Below are 20,889 nucleotides of genomic sequence, written 5' to 3'. Positions count from 1 at the left end.
CGGGATGACGATCGCCTTCTCGCTCGCTCTCATCATGATCACCATCCTGGCATTCATGGGCATCCCCATGGGCCTGTCGATGATCACCGGCTCGATCCTCTACCTGCTGCTGCGCGGGCAGGACATGGGCATTGCGGCCGAGCAACTGCTCAATGGCATGTATACCAACTACATCATGCTGGCGGTGCCGCTCTTCATTCTCGCCGCCGAGATCATGAACTCCGGCACGCTCTCGCAACGCCTGCTCACCTGGTGCAATGCGGTGGTCGGCCGGTTCCGCGGCGGGCTGGCTCAGGTCAATATCCTGCAATCGATCGTCTTCGCCGGCATGAGCGGATCGGCCATTGCCGATGCTGCCGGCTCCGGCAAGATGATGCAGTACATGATGACCAAGGACGGCAGATATCCGGCGAGCTATGCGGCGGCACTGACCGCGGCGACGGCCGTCATCGGGCCCATCATTCCGCCGTCGATCCCGATGGTCCTCTACGCGCTCGTGGCCGACACATCGGTCGGCTACCTTTTCTTGGGTGGCGTCATCCCCGGCCTGCTGATGGCGGGTGCGATGATGATGCAGGTGATGGTCACCGCCCGGGTGAAGAATTTCCCGGTCGAGGAGGCGGTGCCGCTTCGCCAGCTGCCACGGATCACCTGGAACGCGCTTCCGGTCCTGCTGATGCCCGCCGTCTTGATGTACGGCATCTATGGAGGCGTTACGACGCCGACCGAGGCTGCCGCGGTTGCTGCCTTTTACGCACTCCTGGTGTCCGCTGTGATCTATCGCAGCGTGAAGCCCAGGGAGCTCTATCGGTCGGTCCTCTCGAGCGCCAAGACCACTGCCTCCATCGGCATGCTGATCGCCGGCGCGCTGGTGTTCAACTACGTCGTGACGATCGAGAATATCCCGCGCTCGATCAGCGCCGTGCTGCTGGCCTGGGACCTCGACCCGGTAACCTTCCTCGTGGCGGTGAACATTCTGCTGCTGCTGCTGGGCTGCGTGCTCGAAGGCACGACGATCCTTCTGGTGATCGTCCCGGTGCTGATCCCGACGGCGCAGGCTCTGGGCATCGATATGGTGCATTTCGGGGTCGTTGTGGTGATCAACATCATGCTCGGTCTGATCACGCCGCCCTATGGGCTGCTGCTGTTCATCATGACGCGGATCGCCAATGTCTCGATGCGCGCCCTGGTCACCGATGTCGCCCCGTTCCTCATTGCGCTCTTGCTGGCGCTGATCCTTCTCACCTTCGTGCCCGATACGGTCCTGTGGCTACCCAGGATGTTCGGCTACATCCCCGCCGGTGCTGCGCCATGAAACCGATCTATGTTCTCAACGGGCCAAACCTGAACCGGCTGGGGAGACGCGAGCCGGAGATTTACGGCAGCACGACCCTGGCCGAAGTCGAGGTGATGTGCCGCGAGGCCGCTGGCGACCACGAGCTTCGGTTCCACCAGACCAACAGTGAGGAACGGCTGATCGATCTGGTGCACGAAGCGATCGACGACGGCGCCGGCATTGTCATCAACCCCGCCGCGTTCACGTTCACCTCGCTGGCGCTGCTCGATGCCCTGAAGATGTTTCCCGGCCCGATCATCGAGCTGCACATCTCGAACATCCACCGGCGTGAGCCGATCTACCACCGCTCCTACGTGTCGATGATCGCGACCTCGGTAATGGCCGGCTTCGGTGCTGCCGGATATCCCATCGCCGTGCGCGCCCTGCTGGCGCGGCTGGCAAGCTGAGATGGCATTCGCGGCGGCCAGCTTCGGCACGGTTCATTTTCGCGAGGCCGGCAACCCCGACGGCCTGCCGCTGGTCTTTTGCAATTCGCTGGGTACCGACGTCCGGATCTGGGATGGGGTGATCGAGCGGCTCGCACCCGACTTCCGGCTGATCTCCTACGACAAGCGGGGACACGGCCTGTCGAGTGTCCCGCCCGGACCGTACGACATCACGCAGCTGGCCTCGGACCTGCTAGACCTCGTCGACCTACTGGAGCTTGAGCGCTTTGCTCTGGCCGGCGTCTCGATCGGCGGGCTGGTGGCGCAGCAGTTCGCGCTCGACCATCCGGAGCGTCTCGCCGGACTGATCCTTTGCGACACCTTGGCAAATTTCGGCGACGCCGCACAATGGTCCGATCGCATGGCGCGCGTCGCTGCGGGTGGCATGGAAGCGATCGCCGACATGGTGCTGTTGCGCTGGTTCCCGAAGGAAATCAGGCAGGGAAGGGAAGCCGAGATCGCCGGCTGGCGCAATCTTCTGCTGCGCTCGCCGGCCGACGGCTACATCGCCACCTGCGCCGTGCTGAGCGAGTTGGACCTAACCTCGCGCGTCGGAGATATCACCATGCCGACCCTCGTCGTGTGTGGAGAGAACGATCAGTCGACGCCGCTGGAAGCGGTGCGGGCTTTTGCCGGCCGGCTCCCCAGTTCGCGCTTCGTGTCCATCAACGGGGCAGGGCATCTGCCCTCCATCGATCAACCCGAACGCCTCGCGCAACTGATCCGCGACTACCTGCAGGAGGTCGGCAATGCCTGATCGTTTTGAAGCCGGGATGCAAACACGCCGCGCAGTGCTGGGCGATGCGCATGTCGACCGTGCCGAGGCGAACAAGACGGCGTTCGATACCGACTTCCAGGCCTTCATCACCGAAGGCGCCTGGGGCTCGGTCTGGTCCCGTCCTGGGCTGACCCGGCGCGAACGCTCGCTGATCACCATTGCCCTGCTGGCCGCACTCGGCCACGACGATGAGGTGGCCATGCATGTTCGCGCGGCCGCCAACACTGGCGCCAGCGCGGAGGACATCAAGGAGGCGCTGCTGCACGTGGCCGTCTATGCCGGTGTTCCGGCGGCCAACCGCGCCTTCCGCATCGCCAAGCAAGAGATGGAGGCGCGGCCGTGACGATCATCGCTCCCTATGGCGAGGAAGGGCAGTTCTACCAGCGCGATCGCGCCTGGCATCCGCCTGCCAACACACCCGGCTACAAGAGCACCACGCTGCGCGCGCCGCGGCACGCCCTGCTGTCGCTGGGGCAGACGAAATCCGAACTGACCGGCCCGACCTTTGGGCACGGTCTCATCCAGCCGCTCGACAACGATCTGATCCGCAATTTCGGCCAGGACGGTGATGAGGCCATCGGCCAGCGCATGATCGTCTATGGCCAGGTGCTGGACGAGAATGCCCGGCCCGTCAGTGGCACGCTGGTCGAGTTCTGGCAGGCCAATGCCGGTGGTCGCTACCGGCACAAGCGCGAGGGATACGTTGCGGCGCTCGACCCCAACTTCGGCGGTTGCGGCCGGGCGATCACCGACGAGAACGGCTATTATCACTTTCGCACCATCAAGCCGGGCGCCTATCCGTGGCCGAATGGTGGAAACGACTGGCGGCCGGCGCATATCCATTTCTCGGTCTTCGGACACGCTTTCGCGCAGCGCCTGATCACTCAGATGTATTTCGAGGGCGACCCGATGATCTGGCAGGATCCGATCGCCCTGTCCGTACCCGACCGGGCAGCCGTCGAGCAGTTGATCGCGAGGCTCGACCGCCACAACACAACGCCAATGGATGCGCTGGCCTATCGCTTCGATATCGTGCTGCGTGGCCGTCGGTCGACCCTGTTCGAGAACAAGATGGAGGGCAACTGATGCTTAACCCGCTGCCGCCCCTCCGCGAGTCGCCGTCGCAGACCGCGGGACCCTATGTTCACATCGGCATGACCCCGAGCCTCGAGGGCATCACCGGGCCGAATGTGCCCGGTCTCGGTGCCGGACCCATTCCGGCCGGCAAGGGCACGGCGATCAGCGTTGTCGGGCGCATTTTCGACGGTTCGGCGGCGCCGGTCGGCGACGCGGTGGTCGAGCTCTGGCAGGCCGACGCCGACGGGACCCATCGTTCGGGCTGGGGACGAACCGCTTGCGCAGCTGATGGGAGCTTCTGCTTCGAAACGATCAAACCCGGACGCGTCGCCGGCCCCGACGGCAAGCCGATGGCGCCGCACCTGACACTCTGGATCGTGGCGCGCGGTATCAATGTCGGTCTTCACACCCGCCTCTATTTCGCCGACGAAGCCGAGGCCAACGTCGGCGACTTCGTGCTGTCGAAGATCATGGACCCGCGCCGGCGCCAGACCTTGGTCGCCGCGCGCACGGACGTCGATGGCCGGGCCACCTACAGTCTCGACATTCGCCTTCAGGGCGAAGCCGAGACCGTGTTCTTCGATATTTGAGGCCCACAATGGACAAGACCCTTCCGGACCTTGCCAGTGCCGTTGCCGGTATCGAGAGCGACAGCACCCTGATGATCGGCGGGTTCGGCGGTGCTGGAGCCCCGATCGAGCTTATCCACGCGCTGATCGACCGCTACGTGGCCACCGGCGCACCGGGTAACCTCACCGTCATCAACAACAATGCGGGCAATGGGCGCATCGGCATTGCCGCGATGATCGACGCCGGCATGGTGGTGAAGATGGTCTGTTCGTTCCCGCGCTCGTCCGATCCGCGTGCCTTTACCGAGAAGTATCTGGCCGGCGAGATCGAGCTCGAACTGGTGCCGCAGGGAACGCTCGCCGAGCGGATCCGCGCCGGCGGTGCCGGCATTCCGGCCTTCTACACCCCGACCAGCTACGGCACTGATCTCGCAAAGGGCAAGCCCGTCGCCGAGTTCGACGGCCGCCACTATGTCCAGGAGCGTTGGCTGAAGGCTGACTACGCGCTGATCAAGGCCGAGCTCGCCGATCCGCTGGGCAATCTCACCTATCGCAAGGCGGCCCGCAATTTCTCGCCGCTGATGGCAGCGGCTGCCGCCGGCACGATGGTTCAGGCCAGCCATATCGTTGCCCCGGGCGAGATCGACCCGGAGCAGGTGATCACACCAGGACTGTTCGTCACCCATGTCGTCGAGGTGCCCGATCCGCAGCAGGAAGAGGCGCTGATCCGTGCCGGAGTTGTCTACGCATGACCGGCAAGCTTTCCAACGGCCAAATCGCCTGGCGCGCCGCGCAGGACATCGCCGACGGGGCCTATGTGAACCTCGGGATCGGCTTTCCCGAGATGGTGGCGCGCTACCAGCCGCCTGGCCGGCAGGCGATCTTCCATACCGAGAACGGCATCCTCAACTTCGGCGAGGCGCCGCCGGAGGGTGATGAGGACTGGGACCTGATCAATGCCGGCAAACGGGCGGTGACCCTCAGGCCGGGTGCAGCCTTCTTCCACCATGCCGACAGTTTCGCCATGGTACGTGGCGGTCACCTCGACGTCGCCATTCTCGGCACCTATGAAGTGGCTGAGAACGGCGATCTCGCCAACTGGTCCACCGGGCCCAAGGGCGTGCCGGCGGTGGGCGGCGCGATGGATCTTGTGCACGGCGCCAAGCGCGTGGCGGTGATCACCGATCATGTCACAAAGGACGGCCGCCCGAAGCTGGTGAAGCGCTGCGGCCTGCCGCTGACCGGCGTCGGCTGCGTCACGCGTGTCTACACCAGCCATGCCGTCGTCGACATCGAGAACCAACGCTTCGTGCTGCGCGAGAAGCTCTCAGCTATGAGCATCGATGAACTGCAGTCGCTGACCGGCGCCGAACTTGTCATCCCCGGCGACGTCGCCGACCTCGTCGCCCCGGAGGTTTAGATGCCTGACGCCTTCATCTGCGCCTACCGCCGCACGCCGATCGGCCGCTTTGGCGGCGCCCTCGCGTCGGTTCGGCCCGACGATCTGGGTGCAGTGCCGCTGCGCGCCTTGATGGCCGAAAATACTGGTGTCGACTGGGAGGCGGTCGACGACGTGATCTTCGGTTGTGCCAACCAGGCCGGCGAGGACAATCGCAACGTCGCCCGCATGAGCCTGCTGCTCGCGGGCCTGCCCGTCGGCATCTCGGGCACCACCATCAACCGCCTCTGCGGTTCGGGCATGGACGCGGTGATCACCGCAGCACGCGCGATCCGCGCCGGCGAGGCGGAACTGATCGTGGCCGGCGGCGTCGAGTCGATGAGCCGCGCGCCGTTCGTCCTCCCCAAGGCTGAGAGTGCGTTTTCACGTAATGCCGAGATCTACGACACCACCATCGGGTGGCGCTTCGTTAATCCGCTGATGAAGGCGCAGTATGGCGTCGATTCCATGCCCGAGACCGGCGAGAACGTCGCTGAGGACTACGCGGTGACACGCGCCGATCAGGATGCTTTCGCCCTCAGGAGCCAGCAGCGCGCGGTGGCAGCGCAGCAGAGCGGCCGTCTGTCACGTGAGATCGTCGCCGTCACGATCCCGAAGCGGAAGGGCGACCCGACGGTCGTCGATACCGATGAACATCCGCGCGGCGACACGACGCTGGAGGCACTGGCCAAGCTGCCGACGCCGTTCCGGCAGGGCGGCACGGTCACCGCCGGAAACGCGTCTGGTGTGAACGACGGAGCAGCCGCGCTCATCATCGCCTCGGAAGCCTCTGCGGCCCGCCACGGTCTTGTGCCTCTAGCACGGGTGCTCGGCGGCGCGGCAGCCGGGGTGCCACCGCGCATCATGGGCATGGGTCCGGCGCCGGCGACGCGGAAACTCTGCCAGCGTCTCGCATTGTCCCCACCCGATTTCGACGTCGTCGAACTCAACGAAGCCTTCGCCAGCCAGGCGGTAGCCGTTCTGCGTGAACTCGGCATCCCCGAGGACGCGGAGCATGTAAATCGGAATGGCGGCGCCATCGCGCTTGGTCATCCGCTGGGGATGTCCGGAGCCCGCATCACCGGCAGCGCCGCGCTCGAGCTGTCGCTGACTGGCAAGCGTCGGGCGCTGGCCACCATGTGCATCGGTGTCGGGCAGGGCATCGCCATCGCACTTGAGGCCATCTGATGGGAAGGCTGCTGGCTGCCCTCACGGGCGACGCGGAAGTCGCGGGCCTTCTATCCGACGAGGCGCAGGTCGCGGGCATCCTCCGGTTTGAGGACGCCCTGGCGGGCGCGGAAGCCGAGGTTGCCCTGATCGAGCCAGCGTCGCGCGAAGCGATTTCCGAGGGCATCCGGCGCTTCAAACCCGACTGGGATGATCTGACGGCAGGAATGGCCAGAGACGGCGTGGTCGTGCCGGCATTGATAAGGCAGTTGCGGAGGAGTGTCGGTGATCCGCATGGCCAGCATCTTCACCTGGGCGCGACAAGCCAGGATGCAATCGACACCGCACTCATCCTCCAGCTCTCCCGTATCTTTCCGATTCTGTTGGCGAGGCTCGACGATAGCCTTGGTGCCTTGGACAAGCTCGAGCGGCGGCAGGGTACCCGCCCGCTGATGGCCCACACCCGGATGCAGGCCGCGTTGCCCTTCACGGTGGCCGACAAGCTCCGCACATGGCGTCTGCCATTGCAGCGCCAGCGAGTCGAACTGCTTCGGTTGTCGGACTACGTTCTGGTCGTGCAACTGGGTGGCCCCATCGGTGACCGAAGCAGCTTCAGTGGCAAGGGAGACGAAATCGCCGCGCGCCTGGCCACGTCTCTGGGCATCGGCAATTCCGTTCCGTGGCATTCCGACCGCGACCGCATCGTGACCCTCGGCGCACGGCTCGCCAGCCTCTGCGGCGTGCTTGGAAAGGTGGGAATGGATATTGCGCTTCTGGCTCAAACGGAGCGCGGCGCCGTGGTTGTTCAGGGCACGGGGCAGTCGTCGGCAATGCCGCACAAAGCCAACCCCGTGGCGGCCGAAGTTCTCGTCGCCATCGCCCGCAAGTCGGCCGGGCTCGCAGGTATTCTGCAGTCGGCCCTGGTGCACGAAGAAGAACGCTCCGGCGCAGCTTGGACGACGGAATGGCTTACCCTGCCTGAACTTGTCACCCTCACCGCAGCGTCATTGAACCTCGCTTGGCAACTGACGAGCCAATTGTCGTTCCACTGAGTTACCGCTCGAAACTGGCTACGGGCAGTGGCAATGGAACACTGCCAACTCGCTCTATCCGACAGAATAATGGATAGGCTTGAAGCTACCGCCGTTGCTGGCAGGGGCGGAGCAGGCGGTTAGGCCGATGATGAGGTCCATCCTGGCGCGGAAGCGGATGAAGTCGCCGGCCTGGCTGAGCGGCGGCAGCACCTTTAGCTTTCCCGTCGCGCCGTCCACCGGCACGTTCATGAAGCAGTTGAAAGCAACGGGAATGGTGTCTTCGGTGATGCCATACGGCGTCAGCGCGTGATGCAGGTTGCCGAGGCAGCCCTGGTGCGGCGGCTCGTTGTCGTAGCAGAGCCGGAAGGTCGCTTCGCTGCAGGGCGTCAGCAGGAAGTCGTGGCGGCCGACGGTGTCCTCGATGATCTCCAACATGACGTTCGACCGGTTCGAATAGAGCAGGTTCCCGGTCGTGAGGTAAATGCTCTCGGCATAGTCCAGTGTGCGGCCCGACGAGATTATCTCGGCCCGGTCCGCCGTGGAGATGGCGAGTAGGTCGGCGACCTGCCCGCCGAGCGGATCGATGACGGTTAGGGTCTGGCCTGCGCCGATCTCGAAGGCGGTCCCGGAGCGCGGCGGGATTTCCTGGATGTCCGGGGTCATGACGGCTCGGTCTCGCCCAGCGGGTCGGCTGCAGCGGGATGGTCGTCGCGGTGATAAGGACAGCTCCAGCCCTCGCCGACATTGCGGCCGCTATACTGCCGGGCTTCGGATATGGCGCCGTGGCGGGCCAGCATCGGATTGAGGCTGCCGGCCAGTTTGAGATCCCGTTCGAGGATCGAGCCGCGCAGCTTTTCATAGCGGTTCTGCGCCCGCAGCGCTTCGAACTGATCGTGCAGGTTGAAGATCATGGTGGGATAGGCGAAGCGCCGGGCGGGGCGGCTCGCTCCGGGGTGGAGGCCGACGACGAAGAAGGCTTCGCCGCCAAAGCTCAGCGAGAAATGCGGATCGTTGGGATCGGCGCTGACCCGCGGATCGGGTGTCTGGCCGCGCCAGCTGTCTTTTTCGGTCAGCGACTGGATCCGGGTCCAGAGGTGGTGTTCGAAACGGTGTTCGTCGAGGCCCTCCGGTCCCTCGAAGATCACCGCAAAGCTGGTGAAGAGGGCAGGGTTGCCGCGATAGCGCCACGCGAACTGCATGAGCCGATCCTGGATTTCGACGTCATTCCAGGCACTGTCGATGCGGCGGGCGACATAGGTGGTGAGTTGCCCCTTGCCCAAGGCGGATTTGGCACCGACGCAGGGAAAACCGGGATCCTGGATGAACGCCTCCAGGGCGCGTTCTGAGTTTAAAAAGCATGAAACCGACGTCACTCTCAATGGAACAGTTCAAGCTTCGTGCCTCTAGGTGGTTCCATCACGAGCGGTGCAAGGCCTCGGCCCCGGCTCTTGACCGGTGACGACGCCTACCTATACCGCTTATGGCCGCAAAGCGGACATAGGGCAGGGGCCGCTATTGGCCCAAAGCGGATGCTGAGGCATCCTGTCCGCCTCAAATCGCTTCGGTCGGTGTTCCGTTTGCGCTCGGCCCAACTGAACTGTGCGTGGTCCGAGCGCTCGAAATGGCGGCCCTATTTCCCCGCTGTGGCAGGGCTCGCTACTTGCGTCAGTGGTCGCCCAGCCCCGACAAAGTCTGATGAGGCGATGTGTTTGCGTGGGTCGCTACAGCGCAGAACATTTTGACGGGCCGCTATTGGGCCAAGGAAGCCAGCGTGTGTCTATTTGCGATCAGTCCGTACAACTAGACCACGGATATTTTGTCATACGACGCGGGGCAGTCGAACACCTTCAGACAATCGAGCAGGACATGGACAAGGTCATTTATCAGGTCGTCGAGCATGACGGAGGATGGGCATATCGCGTCGGGGACGTCCTCTCCGAGCCCTTTGCTACTCACGCAGAGGCGCATGAAGCGGCGCGAATGGCGGCAGAACGGCAGCGACACGTCGGAGCCACCGATGGGATCGAGTATCAGGATGAAGGGTACCGTTGGCACAGAGAGGTGGCCCGTGCCGATGATCGCCCCGAAACTGAACTCGACGACCCATCGGTACCTGACTGACCGCAGCGATAGTGCAATCGTGGTCCGATTTTCCAAAAGCGATTGAAGCGTCCAATTCCACTCGAGGGGCGCGCACCAGAGTAGGGGCATCGCTGAGAAGGCGATGGTGACCGGCGACGGTTGCCGGTGCTCTGGGCGACGATAGGCGTCGCTACTCGGCCGACCGATGGAGAACAACATGTCTTGCTGCTCAACCGAAACCTGCCCGGCAACCGCATCCTGCGCACCATGATCCTGATCCCGTGGGCCGTGCCTGGCGTCATCGTCGCCATCATGTTCCTGTGGATCCTCGATGGCTCGTTCGGCGTATTCAATTCGATCCTGCGCGCCAGCGGCCTGATTTCGGGTGAAATGCCTTGGTTCGTCGACGCCCGCACGGCCATGTTCGCGGTGATTGTCCCGACCATCTGGAAGACCTATCCGCTCATCACCCTGACGCTCCTCGCCGCGCTCCAGTCCATTCCCAAGGAGCTCTACGAGGCCGCCAATGTCGATGGCGCCACCAAGCTGCAGCAGTTCGGCTACATCACCTGGCCCGGCATCCAGGGGGCTTCGTTCCTCGTCATCATGATTTCGGCGCTGGGCGTGTTCCGCGATGTCGACATCGTCTTCGCCACCACCGGCGGTGGCCCGGCCAGCGCCACCTCGACCCTGGCGCTCTATGTCTACCAGGAAGCCTTCCACTATTTCCGCATGGGCACCGCCACTGCTGTGGGTACGCTCATGATCCTCGTGGCATTCCTGATCGCCGCGTCGATGGCCACCCTGTCGCGAAACTCGAAGTTCTAAGATGCAACAACCCGAAAAGCTTACGTTCTCGCGCGTCCTCGGTTTCGTCGTCCTCGCCGGCTTCGCCCTGATTACGCTGTTCCCGTTCTACTGGATGGTGATGACGGCGGTCATGCCGACCGACGCCATCCTGTCGCGCAGTCCAGCGCTGTTGCCGGACCTGAGCCGCATCAATTTCGATGCCTTTGCGCAGGTGTTCGACGGCCGGCCGTTCCTGACCTGGATCATCAACAGCCTGATCGTCGCCTTCGCCTCGACCTTCCTCAGCCTCTTGGTGTCGACGCTGGCCGGCTACTCGCTGTCGCGCTTTTCGAGCCCGCCGCAGCAGGCACTTGGCGGCGCGCTGCTGATCAGCAAGCTGATCCCGGCCAGCCTGATCCTGATCCCGCTGTTCATCATCTACACCAATATCGGCCTGTTCAATTCGCTGGCCGGGCTGGTCGCTGCCAACATGACCATCGGCGTGCCGCTGGCCACCTGGCTCATGAAGGGCTTTTTCGACCGCATCCCGCGCGATCTGGAGCAGGCGGCCATGATCGATGGCGCCAACCAGATGCAGGCCCTGTGGCTGGTGGTCCTGCCACTGGCGAAACCAGGCCTTGCCGCCTCCACCGTCTACCTCGTGCTCACCAGCTGGAGCGAGTTCATCTTCGCCCGCACGCTCGTCGACCGCCCTGACGTACAGGTGCTGACGGTCGGCATGCAGAGCTTTGTGGGGGAACAGATGGTCGACTGGTCCATGCTGATGGCCGCCGGCACCATCTCGGTCCTTCCCGCCATCGTGCTATTCGTGTTCCTTGAGCCATTCCTGGTCTCAGGCATGACCAAGGGCGCACTCGCCGGTACCTGACAACGATCTTTGATCCCATACAAAGGCAATAACAGCATGGATCGCACCAGTTTCCGCGGCATCTTCGTCATCGTGACGACGCCGTTCACCGAAGACTTCAGGCTCGATGAGGCGGCCCTGGAGTCGACCATGGACTTCTGCCTGGCGGCGGGCGTCCACGGCGTCGTCGCCAACGCTCTCGCCAGCGAGGGGTTCTATCTCAGCGAGTCCGAGCGCAAGCGCGCCGCCGAGATCGTCGTCGGCAAGGCCAAGGGGAATGTGCCGACGATCGTTGCCGTCTCCGCCCCGCATTACCATCTCGCCATCGACTACGCGCGCCACGCCGAAAGCATCGGCGCCGACGCGGTGATGTCCCTGCCGCCCAACCTTCACCCTTCGAGCCCGGCCGACATCAAGGCGCACTACCGCGCCATTGGCGCTGCCACATCGCTGCCGCTGGTGATCCAGAACGTCGTCGGGCAGGGCGCTTCGGCGATGAGCGCGGCGTTGATCGGCGAACTGGTCCATGACATTCCCACCGCCCGCTTCGTCAAGGAAGAGTCGGGCTATCCGGCCCAGACCGTCGGCGAGATCATCCGGCTCTGCGGCGACAAGGTCGAAGGCGTCATGGGCGGCAAGGCCGGCAAGACGCTGATGGAGGAAGTCCGCCACGGCGTCGCCGGCACCATGCCCGCCTGCGAGTTCGCCGACGTGCACGTCAAGCTCTGGAACGCCATCGAGTCCAGGGACGAAATGCTCGCCCGCTCGATCTTCCGGCGCCTGCTGCCGCTGCTCAATCTGGAGCAGGACTACGGCATGCCGCTGATGAAGGAAGTGCTGAAAATGCGTGGCGTGATCGGCAGCACCGCGGTGCGCCAGTCCGGCTTCCGCGCGCTCGACGACGCCGCGCGGGCCGAGGCATCCACCGCCATGGACGACCTGCGCGACCTGATGCTCCCCGACTACGCGCACCGGCGCTGATCCCGTAATTCGGCGGCTCGCCGCCAGTCCCCGTTTCGTTTGAGAGGCTAGATATGAACCAGATCGACCAGCAGGTTGGGCGCGCCGAAGACGCGATCAACACCAATTCCAATCCGTCCGACCTGCGCATCACCGACATGCGGCTGGCGGTCGTTGCCGCCAACTATGACTACCCGATCCTGCGCATCGATACCAACCAGGGCATCTATGGCCTCGGCGAGGTGCGCGATGCCGGCCATGCCGTGAACGCCCTGCAATTCAAGTCGATGCTGGTCGGCCAGAACCCCTGCAATGTCGACATGATCTTCCGCACCATCAAGCGCTTCGGCAACTGGGGCCGCGAGGGCGGCGGCGTCTCCGGCATCGAGATCGCGCTGATGGACCTCATCGGCAAGGTCTATGGCGTGCCCTGCTACCAGCTGCTCGGCGGCAAGCATCGCGACCGCGTCCGGCTCTATGGCGATACCCCCACCCCCGACAATCCCACCCCCGAGGATTTCGTCGCGGCCGTGAAGGGCCGCCGCGACCGTGGCCTGACCTGGATCAAGTTCGACCTCCGTCCCAGCCTGTTCGAAACCGGCGACAGCCCGCTGATCGGCAACGACGCCAAATACGACTTCGCCTATGAAGACGGCCGGCCGTTCAAGGCGCCGATGCATGGCCGCGGCGTCAAGCTCACCGACGCCACCATCGAGCGTGCCGCCCATGTCGTCGGCGAGGTCCGCAAGGCCGTCGGCCCCAACGTCCAGATCTGCGTCGACCACTTCGGCGAGGGCTACCTCACCTCCGATGAGGTCATCCGGCTCGGCAAGGCGCTCGAAAGCTTCGATCTTGCCTGGATGGAAGATCCGGTGTCGCGCTTCGACATCCCCGGCCACAAGAAGATCGCCGACGCGCTGCTGACCCCGATCGCCGCCGGCGAGGACCTCTATCTGCGCGACGGCTTCCGCGAGGCCATCCGCACCCGCGCCTTCGATATCGTCCACCCTGACCTCCTGACCTCGGGTGGCCTGATGGAGACCAAGCGCATCTCCGACGATGCCGAGGAGGAAGGCATCCCCACCGCGCTGCATTGCGCCGGCTCGCCCATCGGCTTCATGGCCAATATCCACACCGCCGCCGCCATCTCCAGCTTCCTCGCCTGCGAGCATCACGGCCTCGACCTGCCGTTCTGGGAAAGCCTCGTCACCGGCCTCGCGCCCGACTACATGGCCGATGGCTACGTCAAGGTGCCGGAGGCCCCCGGCCTCGGCGTCGATCTCAACCTCGAGGCCATCGAAGCCAACCTGCGCACCCCCGGCACCATGTTCCTCCCCACCGACGAGTGGAACACCCCCAAGCTGGGCTTCTGGCGCCCCGACGACCGCTGGCCCGAATAGCCGGCGGAGCAGGGCAGGGCGGCTGATCGCCCTCACCCCCAGCCTCGACATCACCGCCCCCGAACATCTACCCTGGTGTTGGGGGGACCTGCATGGCCGGCAACAACCAGAAATTCTCGCACACCAACGATGCCCGCTTTCAGCTCGAGCAGCGCCAGCTGCGCGAGTCGATGGGCGACGAGGCCTATGAGAAGATGATCGCCAGCACCGACAATCGGGGCTTTTTCTGGTTCGGCATCGTCTTCATCGTCACTCTGGGCGCTGTGATGTTCGGCGTGGTCTGGCTCGGCCTCTGATCCGTCGGCCACCGTGGCCCCGCGCCCCGCAAGTGGAACTTTCCGTGCTGCCGCGCCTTGTGCGCCATTATCCACGGAGAATTCAGATGGCCCTCAACATGCGTACCCCCGCCATGGCGCTGCTCGCAACGCTGGCCGTCGCCGGCTTCCAGCACCGCGACCAGCTCGGCAAGATGCTCAGCGATGCCCTCGACAAGACCCGCAGCACCAATCCCGATGGCTCCATGAACGCCATCGGCAGCGGTCTGGGTGGCAATGGCGGCATCGATGGCCTGCTCGGGGGGCTGGGCGATCTGCTCGGCAATGCCGGCTCCACCGGCGCCATGCTGCGCGACGGCCTTGACGGCCTGCTCGACCGCTTCCGGGAAACCGGCCATGGCGACGAGGCCGACTCCTGGGTCAAGGAAGGGCCCAACCGCGATGTCGATCCGGCCTCGCTTGAAGCCGCGCTGGGTCCCGATGTCATCGCCCAGTTGCAGGCGCAGACCGGTCTGGATCGCGACGAACTGCTGCGCCGCCTCAGCAGCAACCTGCCCAAAACCGTCGATGGCCTGACACCCGATGGTCGCCTGCCCACCGCCGACGAGGCCAACGCCTACGCCACCTATCAGGTCTGACCCCTGCACGATGGCGCCCGTCCGGGGCGCCATCGGGCTCTTCCCGCGTCGCGGCCGTTTGCGGCGGGTTCAAGGCACCCAACCCCTTTCCGGCCTACGTCAGGCGCTTGCCATCCGCGTCGATGATCACCTCGCCGTCTTCCTTGGTGAACGGCCCGATCTGCGCATTGGGCAGGATATCCAGCACCACTTCCGACGGCCGGCAGAGCCGGGTGCCAAGCGGCGTCACCACGAACGGCCGGTTGATCAGGATCGGATGCGTCAGCATCGCATCCAGCAGCGCCGCATCGCTCAGCCCCGCGTCCGCGAGGCCAAGCGCCTCATAGGGCGTATCCTTCTGGCGCATCGCCTGCCGCACCGAGAGCCCGGCCGCCGCAATCATCCCGGTCAGCGTGTCGCGGGCAGGGGGCGTCTCGAGATAGAGGATCACCTCTGGCTCTTCCCCGCTCTGCCGGATCATCGCCAGCGTGTTGCGCGACGTACCGCAGTCCGGATTGTGGTAGATGGTGATGCTCATTCGGCCGCCTTCCTGGACGCCCGTATCGGCCCGCGCTCGTACCAGCCGCGGCTATTGTTGACGATCCAGACCAGCGACAGCATCACCGGCACCTCCACCAGCACGCCCACCACCGTCGCCAGCGCCGCCCCGGAATGGAAGCCAAAGAGGCTGATCGCCGTGGCGACCGCCAGCTCGAAGAAATTCGACGCGCCGATCAGGGCCGATGGCCCGGCCACGCAGTGCTGCTCGCCCGATACCCGGTTCAGCACATAGGCAAACCCGAAGATGAAATAGGCCTGCAAGGTGATCGGCACCGCCAGCAGCAGGATCACCAGCGGCTGCGCAATGATCTGCCCGCCCTGGAAGGCAAACAGCAGCACCAGTGTCGCCAGCAGCGCCGAGATCGACAGCGGCTGCAGTCGTTGCAGCAGCCCGTCCAGCCGCGACGTATCCTCGCCCTGCACAAGCAATTGCCGCAGCGCCTGCGAGATGATCACCGGAATGATGATGTAGAGCCCCACCGACAGCAGCAGCGTGTCCCATGGCACGGTGATGGCCGAGAGGCCGAGCAGCAGTGCCACGATCGGCGCGAACGCCACCACCATGATGGCGTCGTTGAGGGCTACCTGGCTCAGCGTAAACACCGGCTCGCCGCGTGTCAGGTTGGACCACACAAAGACCATTGCCGTGCAGGGCGCAGCCCCGAGAATGATCAGCCCCGCGATATAGGCGTCGATCTCCATTTCCGGCAGTAGCGGCCGAAACAGCCAGCCGACGAAGATCCAGCCCAGCAGCGCCATCGAGAACGGCTTGATCGCCCAGTTGGCGATCAGCGTCACCCCGATGCCGCGCCAATGCTGGCCTACCTGCGCCAGCGAGCGGAAGTCGATGCGCAGCAGCATGGGGATGATCATCAGCCAGATCAGTACGGCCACCGGCAGGTTGACGCTGGCCACCTCGAGACTGCCGATCGCCTGGAAGAGGTCTGGCAGGGCGAAACCCGCACCGATCCCCACCACGATGCAGAGGGCCACCCAGAGGGTGAGATAACGTTCAAAGACCGACACGCGAGCTAGCCTTTCCGCCTCAGCACGCCGCTGAGGCTGGTCGCCGCGGCGACTGTGTTCGAGATGGTGCCGTACTTGCGCACATTGGTATGCAGCAGCTCGAGCCGCTGCTCGCTCTCGTCGGTGTCGACCAGCAGTTCGTAGTCGACCGACACGATCTTGGGCGGCGCATCCTGCCGCACCGCATGCAGGCGCACGGTGACGCCCCGCAGCTGGAAGTCCAGCATCGGCATCACCCGCTCGATCCCCTTGATCATGCAGGCGGCGATGGATGCCAGAAACAGCTCCGCCGGATTGAAGGCATCCTGCCTGCCCGCCACATCGGTATCGAGGACAATCTCGGCCGCCTTGGTGCTGGCGACGCTCCCATGCGCATCGACCCGTCGGGCGCTGACCTCATATTCCAGCATCATGCCGCTCCCGACTGGTTCACGGTGGAGCCTTCCAGCTTGCCGATGTCCCGCACCTGCTGGTCCAGCGTCATCCGGTCGATGGTCTTGAGCGGCAGGTTGATGAAGGCGGTGATGCGGTTACGCATGAACCGCATGGCGTCCTCGAAGGCCGCGCGCTGTACAAACGATGGGCCGGTCACGGCAGCGGGGTCTTCGATGCCCCAGTGCGCCGACACCGGACGACCCGGCCAGATCGGGCAGGTCTCTCCGGCGGCGGCGTCGCAGACGGTGAAGACGAAATCCATCTTTGGCGCATCCGGCCCCGCAAATTCGTCCCAGCTCTTCGAGCGCAGGCCCTCGGTCGGCAGTCCTGCCGCCTGCAGCACCTCGATGGTCATCGGGTGCACGCTGCCCCTGGGTGTACTTCCCGCTGAATAGCCACGGAAGCGGTCCGCCCCGAGGCTGTTCAGCAGCACTTCACCCAGCACAGAGCGCGCCGAGTTGCCGGTGCAGAGAAACAGCACGTTGTAGACATGGTCAGTCATTTGCAATCGCTCCGGGAGTGCAGCAGGGGGTGAATTCGGCCACCAGTGGCTCGCAGAGCTCCGGTCGCCCGCCACAGCAGTCATTGACGAGGAAACTGGCGATCTCGCGCACCCGCTCGAGTTCCGCCCTGTAGACGATGGACCGGCTCCGTCGCTCCGAACTGAGCAGCCCGGCCCGGGTCAGCACCGCAAGGTGGCTCGACATGGTGTTCTGCGGCACGTCCAGCTGTCGCGCCACCTCTCCGGCGGGCATCCCGTCGGGCTCATGCTGCATGATCAGCCGAAAGGCCTCCAGTCGTGTCGGTTGCGACAGGGCTGTAAACACATCGGTGGCGTTCAAGATATCCATAATTCGAGGGTTATCGATATGATGCCTGACCTGCAAGTGAACATTCCATGACAGTGTATTTCGACAATCATGGAAATACCATTGACAGTCGCGAATGCGGGCGTATGCTATTTCCATGGAACTCGAAATAGTAGCAGCCCAGCTCGAAGCCCTCGGCAACCCGACCCGCCTCGCCCTCTACCGCGCGCTGGTGCGCAGTGGGGAAGGTGGCCTTCCGGTCGGCAAGCTGCAGTTCAAGCTCGATATCGCCGCCTCGACGCTCTCGCACCACCTGCGGCGGCTGATCGATGTGGAACTGGTCAGTCAGGAGCGGCAGGCGACGACGCTGATCTGCCGCGCCAACTACGCCAACATGAACAGCCTCATTGGCTACCTCTCTGACGAATGCTGTGCCGACGCCGGCTGCGCCACCGACGAAGCCGTGGCCTGACGCACCCCCCCGAACACCGGAAGGACATGACTGATGGATCTCTCGACGCTTCCCGTTGCCGTCATCGGGGCAGGGCCTGTCGGCCTCGCCGCTGCCGCGCATCTTGTTTCGCGCGGCATTGCGCCGGTCATCTTCGAGCGCGGCCCCACCGTCGGTGCCGCCATGAGCAACTGGGGCCATGTGCGGGTCTTCTCGCCCTGGCGCCACAACATAGATCCCACCGCCCGCACCTTGCTGTCCGCCGCCGGCTGGCAGGCGCCCGACGACGATGCGCTGCCCACCGGTGCCGAAATCGTCGCAGCCTACCTCACGCCGCTCGCCGCGCTCCCCACAATTGCGGCTGGCCTGCACCTGGGCGCTACCGTCGCTGCCATCACCCGCAAGGGGCTCGACAAGGTCACCAGCCCTGGCCGCGACCAGGCGCCCTTCGATCTGCGCTGGACCGATGCCGATGGCGAGCACGCCATGCTCGTCCGCGCCGCTATCGATGCCTCCGGCACCTGGCAGCAGCCCAACCCGATAGGCGTCGATGGCCTGCCGGTTTCCGGTGAACGGGCGGCCGCCGGCCACATCGTCTACGGCATTCCCGATGTCGCCGGTGCAGATCGGCAGACCTATTCCGGTCGCACCACCCTGATCGTCGGCAGTGGCCACTCCGCCATCAATACCGCGCTGGCCCTGCTCGCCCTGCAGGACGAGGCTCCCGGCACCCGTATCCTCTGGGCCCTGCGGCGCAACCGCCTCGAGCGCCTGCTCGGCGGTGGTCTCAACGATCAACTGCCCGAACGCGGCGCCCTCGGCCTCGCTGCCCGTGCCGCAATCGATGCCGGTCGCCTCGAAATCCTCGCGCCGTATGCTGCAAGCCGCATCGAGCAGCCGGCCACCGGCCTCACTGTTCACGGCACTCTCGCCGCCGAGCCGATCAGCCTCGACGTCGACCGGATCGTCGTGGCCACCGGCTTCCGCCCGGACCTGCAGATGCTCGCCGAGCTCCGCGTCGCCATCGACCCGGCCACCGAGTTGCCCCCGGCACTATCGCCGCTCATCGACCCCAATCTGCATTCCTGTGGCACGGTGCCGCCGCATGGCGTGGTCGAACTGACTCACCCCGAGCCCGGCTTCTACATTGTCGGTGCCAAGTCCTACGGGCGCGCCCCGACCTTCCTCATGGCCACCGGCTATGAGCAGGCCCGTTCGGTCGTCGCAGAGATTGCCGGCGACCACGTCGCCGCCCGGGATATCCATCTCGTCCTGCCCGAAACCGGGGTCTGCAGCACCGGCATCTCGCCAGCGGCGAGCGGCGCTGGCTGCTGTGGCGGTCCCGCCTCCAGCGTCAGTTCCTGCTGCGCCGCCGACGAGGTCGCCAAGGCGGAGGGGGAGGCTGGCTGCGGTTGCGGCTCTGCCGCCACCGAAACCCGGCACGAGCTCGCCTGACCGCAGCTTCCCTCCCGGAGCATCATTTGTGAAATCCTCCGCTTGGGTCGTCTGGGCTCTCGGCCTCAGCCAGATCATTGGCTACTGCTCGCTCTACTACAGCTTCGGCGTCCTCGCTTCGGATATGGCGCTCGATTTCGGCTGGCCCGAGCAGTGGATCTTTGCGGCGCTCTCCGGGTCGCTGCTGGTCGGCGGCCTTGTGGCGCCGATCTCCGGCCGCTGGGCCGACCGCCTTGGTGCCGGCCGGCTGATGGCCTGGGGATCGGTCGCGGCTGCCGCCGCGCTCGTCATCTGCGCCGTCGCGCCGCATGTCGTCGTCTTCGTCATCGGGCTGGTCGCGCTCGAGATCGCCTCCGCCTTCGTCCTCTATGCTACGGCCTTCGCGGCCCTGGCCCAGCTGGAGCCGGGTTCGGCCCAGCGTCGCATCACCTACCTGACCCTGATCGCCGGCTTTGCCTCGACCATCTTCTGGCCGCTCACCAGCTACCTCAACGACCTGATGAGCTGGCGCGAGGTCTATCTGGTGTTCGCCGTTCTCAACCTGCTCCTCTGCCTGCCGATCCACCTCTGGATCGCCCGCCACGGCCGCCTGCTGCGCGTCCGGCCGGTGACCGGCTCCCTGGCGCCCGTGCCTCTGGTCCGGCCTGCCGACGAGGGCAGGGTGCTGGCGCTGATGCTTTTCGGTTTCGCCGTCATCGGCTTTGTCACCTCGGTCATCCTCGTGCACATGCTGCCCATGCTCGGTGCCTTGGGCCTCGGTGCCTCGGCCGTGCTGGTGACCACGCTCTTCGGCCCGGCCCAGGTCCTCAGCCGCCTCGCCAACATGCAGTTCGGCAAGGGCCTGTCGCAGCCCGCCCTCGGCGTCATCGGCGCGCTCTGCCTGCCGCTCGGCGTTGTGGCGCTCGCCCTCACCGCCCCGTGGCCGCCCGGCGCCGCTCTCTTCGCCATCGCCTTCGGCCTTGGCTCGGGGCTTTCCAGCATCGTCTCCGGCGCGCTGCCGCTCGCGCTCTTCGGCACCAGCGGCTATGGCCAGAAGCTGGGCTGGATCAGCTCTGCCCGCCTTGTGGCCTCGGCACTGGCCCCGTTTGCCTTTGCCTTCCTGGTCGGCATCAGTTCGACCCGGGTCGCGCTCTGGCTCGTCGTCGCCATCGGCCTTTCCGGTGCGGCCGGCTTTGCCGCCATCTGGTGGCGTTGCCGCCAGCAGCCAACCCTCGGAACCATTTCGCCCTAGGCTCGTTGGACTGCACGGAGCCGACGGTACCTTGCGTTGAGGCCCTTGTTTCTATCAGTCCCACGATCATCGCCATCTCGCCCGA

27 protein-coding genes are annotated in these 20,889 nt (G+C 65.1%); 20 read left to right on the top strand and 7 right to left on the bottom strand.

All coding sequences use genetic code 11. The annotated features are described in order from the left end of the window. The first annotated feature begins 4 nt into the window (after positions 1–4). Genes AC0L4C_RS17300 through AC0L4C_RS17255 form a run of 10 tightly spaced genes read left to right on the top strand, consistent with a single transcriptional unit; the run spans position 5 to position 7,863 of the window. Entirely contained in the window at positions 5–1,315 is a 1,311-nt protein-coding gene (locus tag AC0L4C_RS17300) for a TRAP transporter large permease (RefSeq protein WP_473400960.1), read from the top strand. Continuing rightward, positions 1,312–1,743: a type II 3-dehydroquinate dehydratase gene (locus tag AC0L4C_RS17295; RefSeq protein WP_473400959.1), complete on the top strand. Its 432-nt coding sequence runs from the start codon at positions 1,312–1,314 to the stop codon at positions 1,741–1,743. Before AC0L4C_RS17300 ends, AC0L4C_RS17295 begins: the two co-directional genes overlap by 4 nt. A 1-nt stretch (position 1,744) precedes the next feature. Beyond that, positions 1,745–2,539 (top strand): 3-oxoadipate enol-lactonase, encoded by a 795-nt coding sequence (pcaD, locus tag AC0L4C_RS17290; RefSeq protein WP_473400958.1) that lies wholly within the window; start codon positions 1,745–1,747, stop codon positions 2,537–2,539. After that, on the top strand, positions 2,532–2,903 hold the full coding sequence (gene pcaC, locus AC0L4C_RS17285; protein WP_473400957.1) for a 4-carboxymuconolactone decarboxylase: 372 nt from the start codon (positions 2,532–2,534) through the stop codon (positions 2,901–2,903). Before pcaD ends, pcaC begins: the two co-directional genes overlap by 8 nt. After that, a complete protein-coding gene (pcaH, locus tag AC0L4C_RS17280) occupies positions 2,900–3,646 on the top strand; it encodes a protocatechuate 3,4-dioxygenase subunit beta (protein WP_473400954.1) in 747 nt (248 codons plus the stop codon). The genes pcaC and pcaH overlap by 4 nt, the downstream gene beginning before the upstream one ends. Beyond that, complete coding sequence (gene pcaG, locus AC0L4C_RS17275) at positions 3,646–4,227, top strand: protocatechuate 3,4-dioxygenase subunit alpha (RefSeq protein WP_473400953.1); 582 nt, start codon at positions 3,646–3,648, stop codon at positions 4,225–4,227. Before pcaH ends, pcaG begins: the two co-directional genes overlap by 1 nt. Before the next feature lie 8 nt (positions 4,228–4,235). Continuing rightward, positions 4,236–4,958 carry a 3-oxoacid CoA-transferase subunit A gene (locus AC0L4C_RS17270; protein WP_473400951.1) on the top strand — a complete coding sequence of 241 codons (723 nt, stop codon included), beginning with the start codon at positions 4,236–4,238 and terminating at the stop codon, positions 4,956–4,958. Beyond that, positions 4,955–5,626 carry a 3-oxoacid CoA-transferase subunit B gene (locus AC0L4C_RS17265; protein WP_473400950.1) on the top strand — a complete coding sequence of 224 codons (672 nt, stop codon included), beginning with the start codon at positions 4,955–4,957 and terminating at the stop codon, positions 5,624–5,626. Before AC0L4C_RS17270 ends, AC0L4C_RS17265 begins: the two co-directional genes overlap by 4 nt. Beyond that, positions 5,627–6,832 carry a 3-oxoadipyl-CoA thiolase gene (gene pcaF, locus AC0L4C_RS17260; protein WP_473400949.1) on the top strand — a complete coding sequence of 402 codons (1,206 nt, stop codon included), beginning with the start codon at positions 5,627–5,629 and terminating at the stop codon, positions 6,830–6,832. Further along, positions 6,832–7,863, top strand: coding sequence for a 3-carboxy-cis,cis-muconate cycloisomerase (locus AC0L4C_RS17255; RefSeq protein ID WP_473400948.1), 1,032 nt, complete (start codon positions 6,832–6,834; stop codon positions 7,861–7,863). The genes pcaF and AC0L4C_RS17255 overlap by 1 nt, the downstream gene beginning before the upstream one ends. Positions 7,864–7,917: 54 nt before the next feature. Here AC0L4C_RS17255 and AC0L4C_RS17250 read toward each other — a convergent pair whose 3' ends face one another. Together AC0L4C_RS17250 and gntA are read right to left on the bottom strand one after the other, a co-directional pair. Then, positions 7,918–8,508: a DUF1989 domain-containing protein gene (locus AC0L4C_RS17250; protein ID WP_473400947.1), complete on the bottom strand. Its 591-nt coding sequence runs from the start codon at positions 8,506–8,508 to the stop codon at positions 7,918–7,920. Beyond that, the gene (gene gntA / locus AC0L4C_RS17245) at positions 8,505–9,218 is read right to left on the bottom strand and encodes a guanitoxin biosynthesis heme-dependent pre-guanitoxin N-hydroxylase GntA (RefSeq protein ID WP_473403548.1); all 714 of its coding nucleotides are present in this window, start codon (positions 9,216–9,218) and stop codon (positions 8,505–8,507) included. The genes AC0L4C_RS17250 and gntA overlap by 4 nt, the downstream gene beginning before the upstream one ends. A gap of 493 nt (positions 9,219–9,711) precedes the next feature. On the opposite strand from gntA, the gene AC0L4C_RS17240 reads away from it, so the two are divergent. From AC0L4C_RS17240 to AC0L4C_RS17210, 7 genes are all read left to right on the top strand, one after another. Next, complete coding sequence (locus AC0L4C_RS17240) at positions 9,712–9,966, top strand: DUF2188 domain-containing protein (RefSeq protein WP_473400946.1); 255 nt, start codon at positions 9,712–9,714, stop codon at positions 9,964–9,966. A gap of 183 nt (positions 9,967–10,149) precedes the next feature. Then, on the top strand, positions 10,150–10,755 hold the full coding sequence (locus AC0L4C_RS17235) for a carbohydrate ABC transporter permease (protein WP_473400945.1): 606 nt from the start codon (positions 10,150–10,152) through the stop codon (positions 10,753–10,755). 1 nt (position 10,756) lies between these two features. Beyond that, positions 10,757–11,605 carry a carbohydrate ABC transporter permease gene (locus AC0L4C_RS17230; protein WP_473400944.1) on the top strand — a complete coding sequence of 283 codons (849 nt, stop codon included), beginning with the start codon at positions 10,757–10,759 and terminating at the stop codon, positions 11,603–11,605. 36 nt (positions 11,606–11,641) lie between these two features. Continuing rightward, positions 11,642–12,565 carry a dihydrodipicolinate synthase family protein gene (locus AC0L4C_RS17225; RefSeq protein ID WP_473400943.1) on the top strand — a complete coding sequence of 308 codons (924 nt, stop codon included), beginning with the start codon at positions 11,642–11,644 and terminating at the stop codon, positions 12,563–12,565. A gap of 53 nt (positions 12,566–12,618) precedes the next feature. Next, positions 12,619–13,944 carry a mandelate racemase/muconate lactonizing enzyme family protein gene (locus AC0L4C_RS17220; RefSeq protein WP_473400942.1) on the top strand — a complete coding sequence of 442 codons (1,326 nt, stop codon included), beginning with the start codon at positions 12,619–12,621 and terminating at the stop codon, positions 13,942–13,944. Between the two features lie 92 nt (positions 13,945–14,036). Next, on the top strand, positions 14,037–14,240 hold the full coding sequence (locus tag AC0L4C_RS17215; RefSeq protein ID WP_473400941.1) for a hypothetical protein: 204 nt from the start codon (positions 14,037–14,039) through the stop codon (positions 14,238–14,240). Positions 14,241–14,326: 86 nt separating this feature from the next. After that, a complete protein-coding gene (locus AC0L4C_RS17210; protein ID WP_473400939.1) occupies positions 14,327–14,857 on the top strand; it encodes a YidB family protein in 531 nt (176 codons plus the stop codon). A 94-nt stretch (positions 14,858–14,951) separates the two neighbouring features. Here AC0L4C_RS17210 and arsC read toward each other — a convergent pair whose 3' ends face one another. Genes arsC through AC0L4C_RS17185 form a run of 5 tightly spaced genes read right to left on the bottom strand, consistent with a single transcriptional unit; the run spans position 14,952 to position 17,709 of the window. Then, positions 14,952–15,374, bottom strand: a complete 423-nt coding sequence (gene arsC, locus AC0L4C_RS17205) for an arsenate reductase (glutaredoxin) (protein ID WP_473400938.1) — start codon at positions 15,372–15,374, stop codon at positions 14,952–14,954. Beyond that, positions 15,371–16,423 (bottom strand): ACR3 family arsenite efflux transporter, encoded by a 1,053-nt coding sequence (gene arsB / locus AC0L4C_RS17200; RefSeq protein ID WP_473400937.1) that lies wholly within the window; start codon positions 16,421–16,423, stop codon positions 15,371–15,373. Before arsB ends, arsC begins: the two co-directional genes overlap by 4 nt. A gap of 5 nt (positions 16,424–16,428) precedes the next feature. After that, a complete protein-coding gene (locus tag AC0L4C_RS17195) occupies positions 16,429–16,833 on the bottom strand; it encodes an OsmC family protein (protein WP_473403547.1) in 405 nt (134 codons plus the stop codon). Continuing rightward, the gene (locus AC0L4C_RS17190) at positions 16,833–17,360 is read right to left on the bottom strand and encodes an arsenate reductase ArsC (protein WP_473400936.1); all 528 of its coding nucleotides are present in this window, start codon (positions 17,358–17,360) and stop codon (positions 16,833–16,835) included. The genes AC0L4C_RS17195 and AC0L4C_RS17190 overlap by 1 nt, the downstream gene beginning before the upstream one ends. Further along, entirely contained in the window at positions 17,353–17,709 is a 357-nt protein-coding gene (locus AC0L4C_RS17185) for an ArsR/SmtB family transcription factor (protein ID WP_473400935.1), read from the bottom strand. Before AC0L4C_RS17185 ends, AC0L4C_RS17190 begins: the two co-directional genes overlap by 8 nt. Positions 17,710–17,824: 115 nt before the next feature. Here AC0L4C_RS17185 and AC0L4C_RS17180 point away from each other — a divergent pair, with 115 nt between their 5' ends. The 3 genes from AC0L4C_RS17180 to arsK are packed head-to-tail and all read left to right on the top strand — an operon-like array spanning position 17,825 to position 20,804. Continuing rightward, on the top strand, positions 17,825–18,139 hold the full coding sequence (locus AC0L4C_RS17180; RefSeq protein ID WP_473400934.1) for an ArsR/SmtB family transcription factor: 315 nt from the start codon (positions 17,825–17,827) through the stop codon (positions 18,137–18,139). Between the two features lie 33 nt (positions 18,140–18,172). Continuing rightward, positions 18,173–19,573 (top strand): FAD-dependent oxidoreductase, encoded by a 1,401-nt coding sequence (locus AC0L4C_RS17175; RefSeq protein WP_473400933.1) that lies wholly within the window; start codon positions 18,173–18,175, stop codon positions 19,571–19,573. Positions 19,574–19,601: 28 nt separating this feature from the next. Next, a complete protein-coding gene (gene arsK / locus AC0L4C_RS17170; RefSeq protein WP_473400932.1) occupies positions 19,602–20,804 on the top strand; it encodes an arsenite efflux MFS transporter ArsK in 1,203 nt (400 codons plus the stop codon). Positions 20,805–20,889 lie beyond the last annotated feature (85 nt).

This window comes from Devosia sp. J20-27 (assembly GCF_055808595.1).
The sequence above is the reverse complement of the archived record's forward strand: the minus strand, read 5'-3'. Positions and strand labels throughout refer to the sequence as shown.

What these genes read in the sequence shown, in the direction of transcription:
- AC0L4C_RS17300 (WP_473400960.1), top strand. Translation starts at nt 5, where the DNA reads ATGACGATCGCCTTCTCGCTCGCTCTCATCATGATCACCATCCTGGCA.
- AC0L4C_RS17295 (WP_473400959.1), top strand. Translation starts at nt 1,312, where the DNA reads ATGAAACCGATCTATGTTCTCAACGGGCCAAACCTGAACCGGCTGGGG.
- pcaD (WP_473400958.1), top strand. Translation starts at nt 1,745, where the DNA reads ATGGCATTCGCGGCGGCCAGCTTCGGCACGGTTCATTTTCGCGAGGCC.
- pcaC (WP_473400957.1), top strand. Translation starts at nt 2,532, where the DNA reads ATGCCTGATCGTTTTGAAGCCGGGATGCAAACACGCCGCGCAGTGCTG.
- pcaG (WP_473400953.1), top strand. Translation starts at nt 3,646, where the DNA reads ATGCTTAACCCGCTGCCGCCCCTCCGCGAGTCGCCGTCGCAGACCGCG.
- AC0L4C_RS17270 (WP_473400951.1), top strand. Translation starts at nt 4,236, where the DNA reads ATGGACAAGACCCTTCCGGACCTTGCCAGTGCCGTTGCCGGTATCGAG.
- AC0L4C_RS17265 (WP_473400950.1), top strand. Translation starts at nt 4,955, where the DNA reads ATGACCGGCAAGCTTTCCAACGGCCAAATCGCCTGGCGCGCCGCGCAG.
- pcaF (WP_473400949.1), top strand. Translation starts at nt 5,627, where the DNA reads ATGCCTGACGCCTTCATCTGCGCCTACCGCCGCACGCCGATCGGCCGC.
- AC0L4C_RS17255 (WP_473400948.1), top strand. Translation starts at nt 6,832, where the DNA reads ATGGGAAGGCTGCTGGCTGCCCTCACGGGCGACGCGGAAGTCGCGGGC.
- AC0L4C_RS17250 (WP_473400947.1), bottom strand. Translation starts at nt 8,508, where the DNA reads ATGACCCCGGACATCCAGGAAATCCCGCCGCGCTCCGGGACCGCCTTC.
- AC0L4C_RS17240 (WP_473400946.1), top strand. Translation starts at nt 9,712, where the DNA reads ATGGACAAGGTCATTTATCAGGTCGTCGAGCATGACGGAGGATGGGCA.
- AC0L4C_RS17230 (WP_473400944.1), top strand. Translation starts at nt 10,757, where the DNA reads ATGCAACAACCCGAAAAGCTTACGTTCTCGCGCGTCCTCGGTTTCGTC.
- AC0L4C_RS17225 (WP_473400943.1), top strand. Translation starts at nt 11,642, where the DNA reads ATGGATCGCACCAGTTTCCGCGGCATCTTCGTCATCGTGACGACGCCG.
- AC0L4C_RS17220 (WP_473400942.1), top strand. Translation starts at nt 12,619, where the DNA reads ATGAACCAGATCGACCAGCAGGTTGGGCGCGCCGAAGACGCGATCAAC.
- AC0L4C_RS17215 (WP_473400941.1), top strand. Translation starts at nt 14,037, where the DNA reads ATGGCCGGCAACAACCAGAAATTCTCGCACACCAACGATGCCCGCTTT.
- AC0L4C_RS17210 (WP_473400939.1), top strand. Translation starts at nt 14,327, where the DNA reads ATGGCCCTCAACATGCGTACCCCCGCCATGGCGCTGCTCGCAACGCTG.
- arsC (WP_473400938.1), bottom strand. Translation starts at nt 15,374, where the DNA reads ATGAGCATCACCATCTACCACAATCCGGACTGCGGTACGTCGCGCAAC.
- AC0L4C_RS17195 (WP_473403547.1), bottom strand. Translation starts at nt 16,833, where the DNA reads ATGCTGGAATATGAGGTCAGCGCCCGACGGGTCGATGCGCATGGGAGC.
- AC0L4C_RS17190 (WP_473400936.1), bottom strand. Translation starts at nt 17,360, where the DNA reads ATGACTGACCATGTCTACAACGTGCTGTTTCTCTGCACCGGCAACTCG.
- AC0L4C_RS17185 (WP_473400935.1), bottom strand. Translation starts at nt 17,709, where the DNA reads ATGGATATCTTGAACGCCACCGATGTGTTTACAGCCCTGTCGCAACCG.
- AC0L4C_RS17180 (WP_473400934.1), top strand. Translation starts at nt 17,825, where the DNA reads ATGGAACTCGAAATAGTAGCAGCCCAGCTCGAAGCCCTCGGCAACCCG.
- AC0L4C_RS17175 (WP_473400933.1), top strand. Translation starts at nt 18,173, where the DNA reads ATGGATCTCTCGACGCTTCCCGTTGCCGTCATCGGGGCAGGGCCTGTC.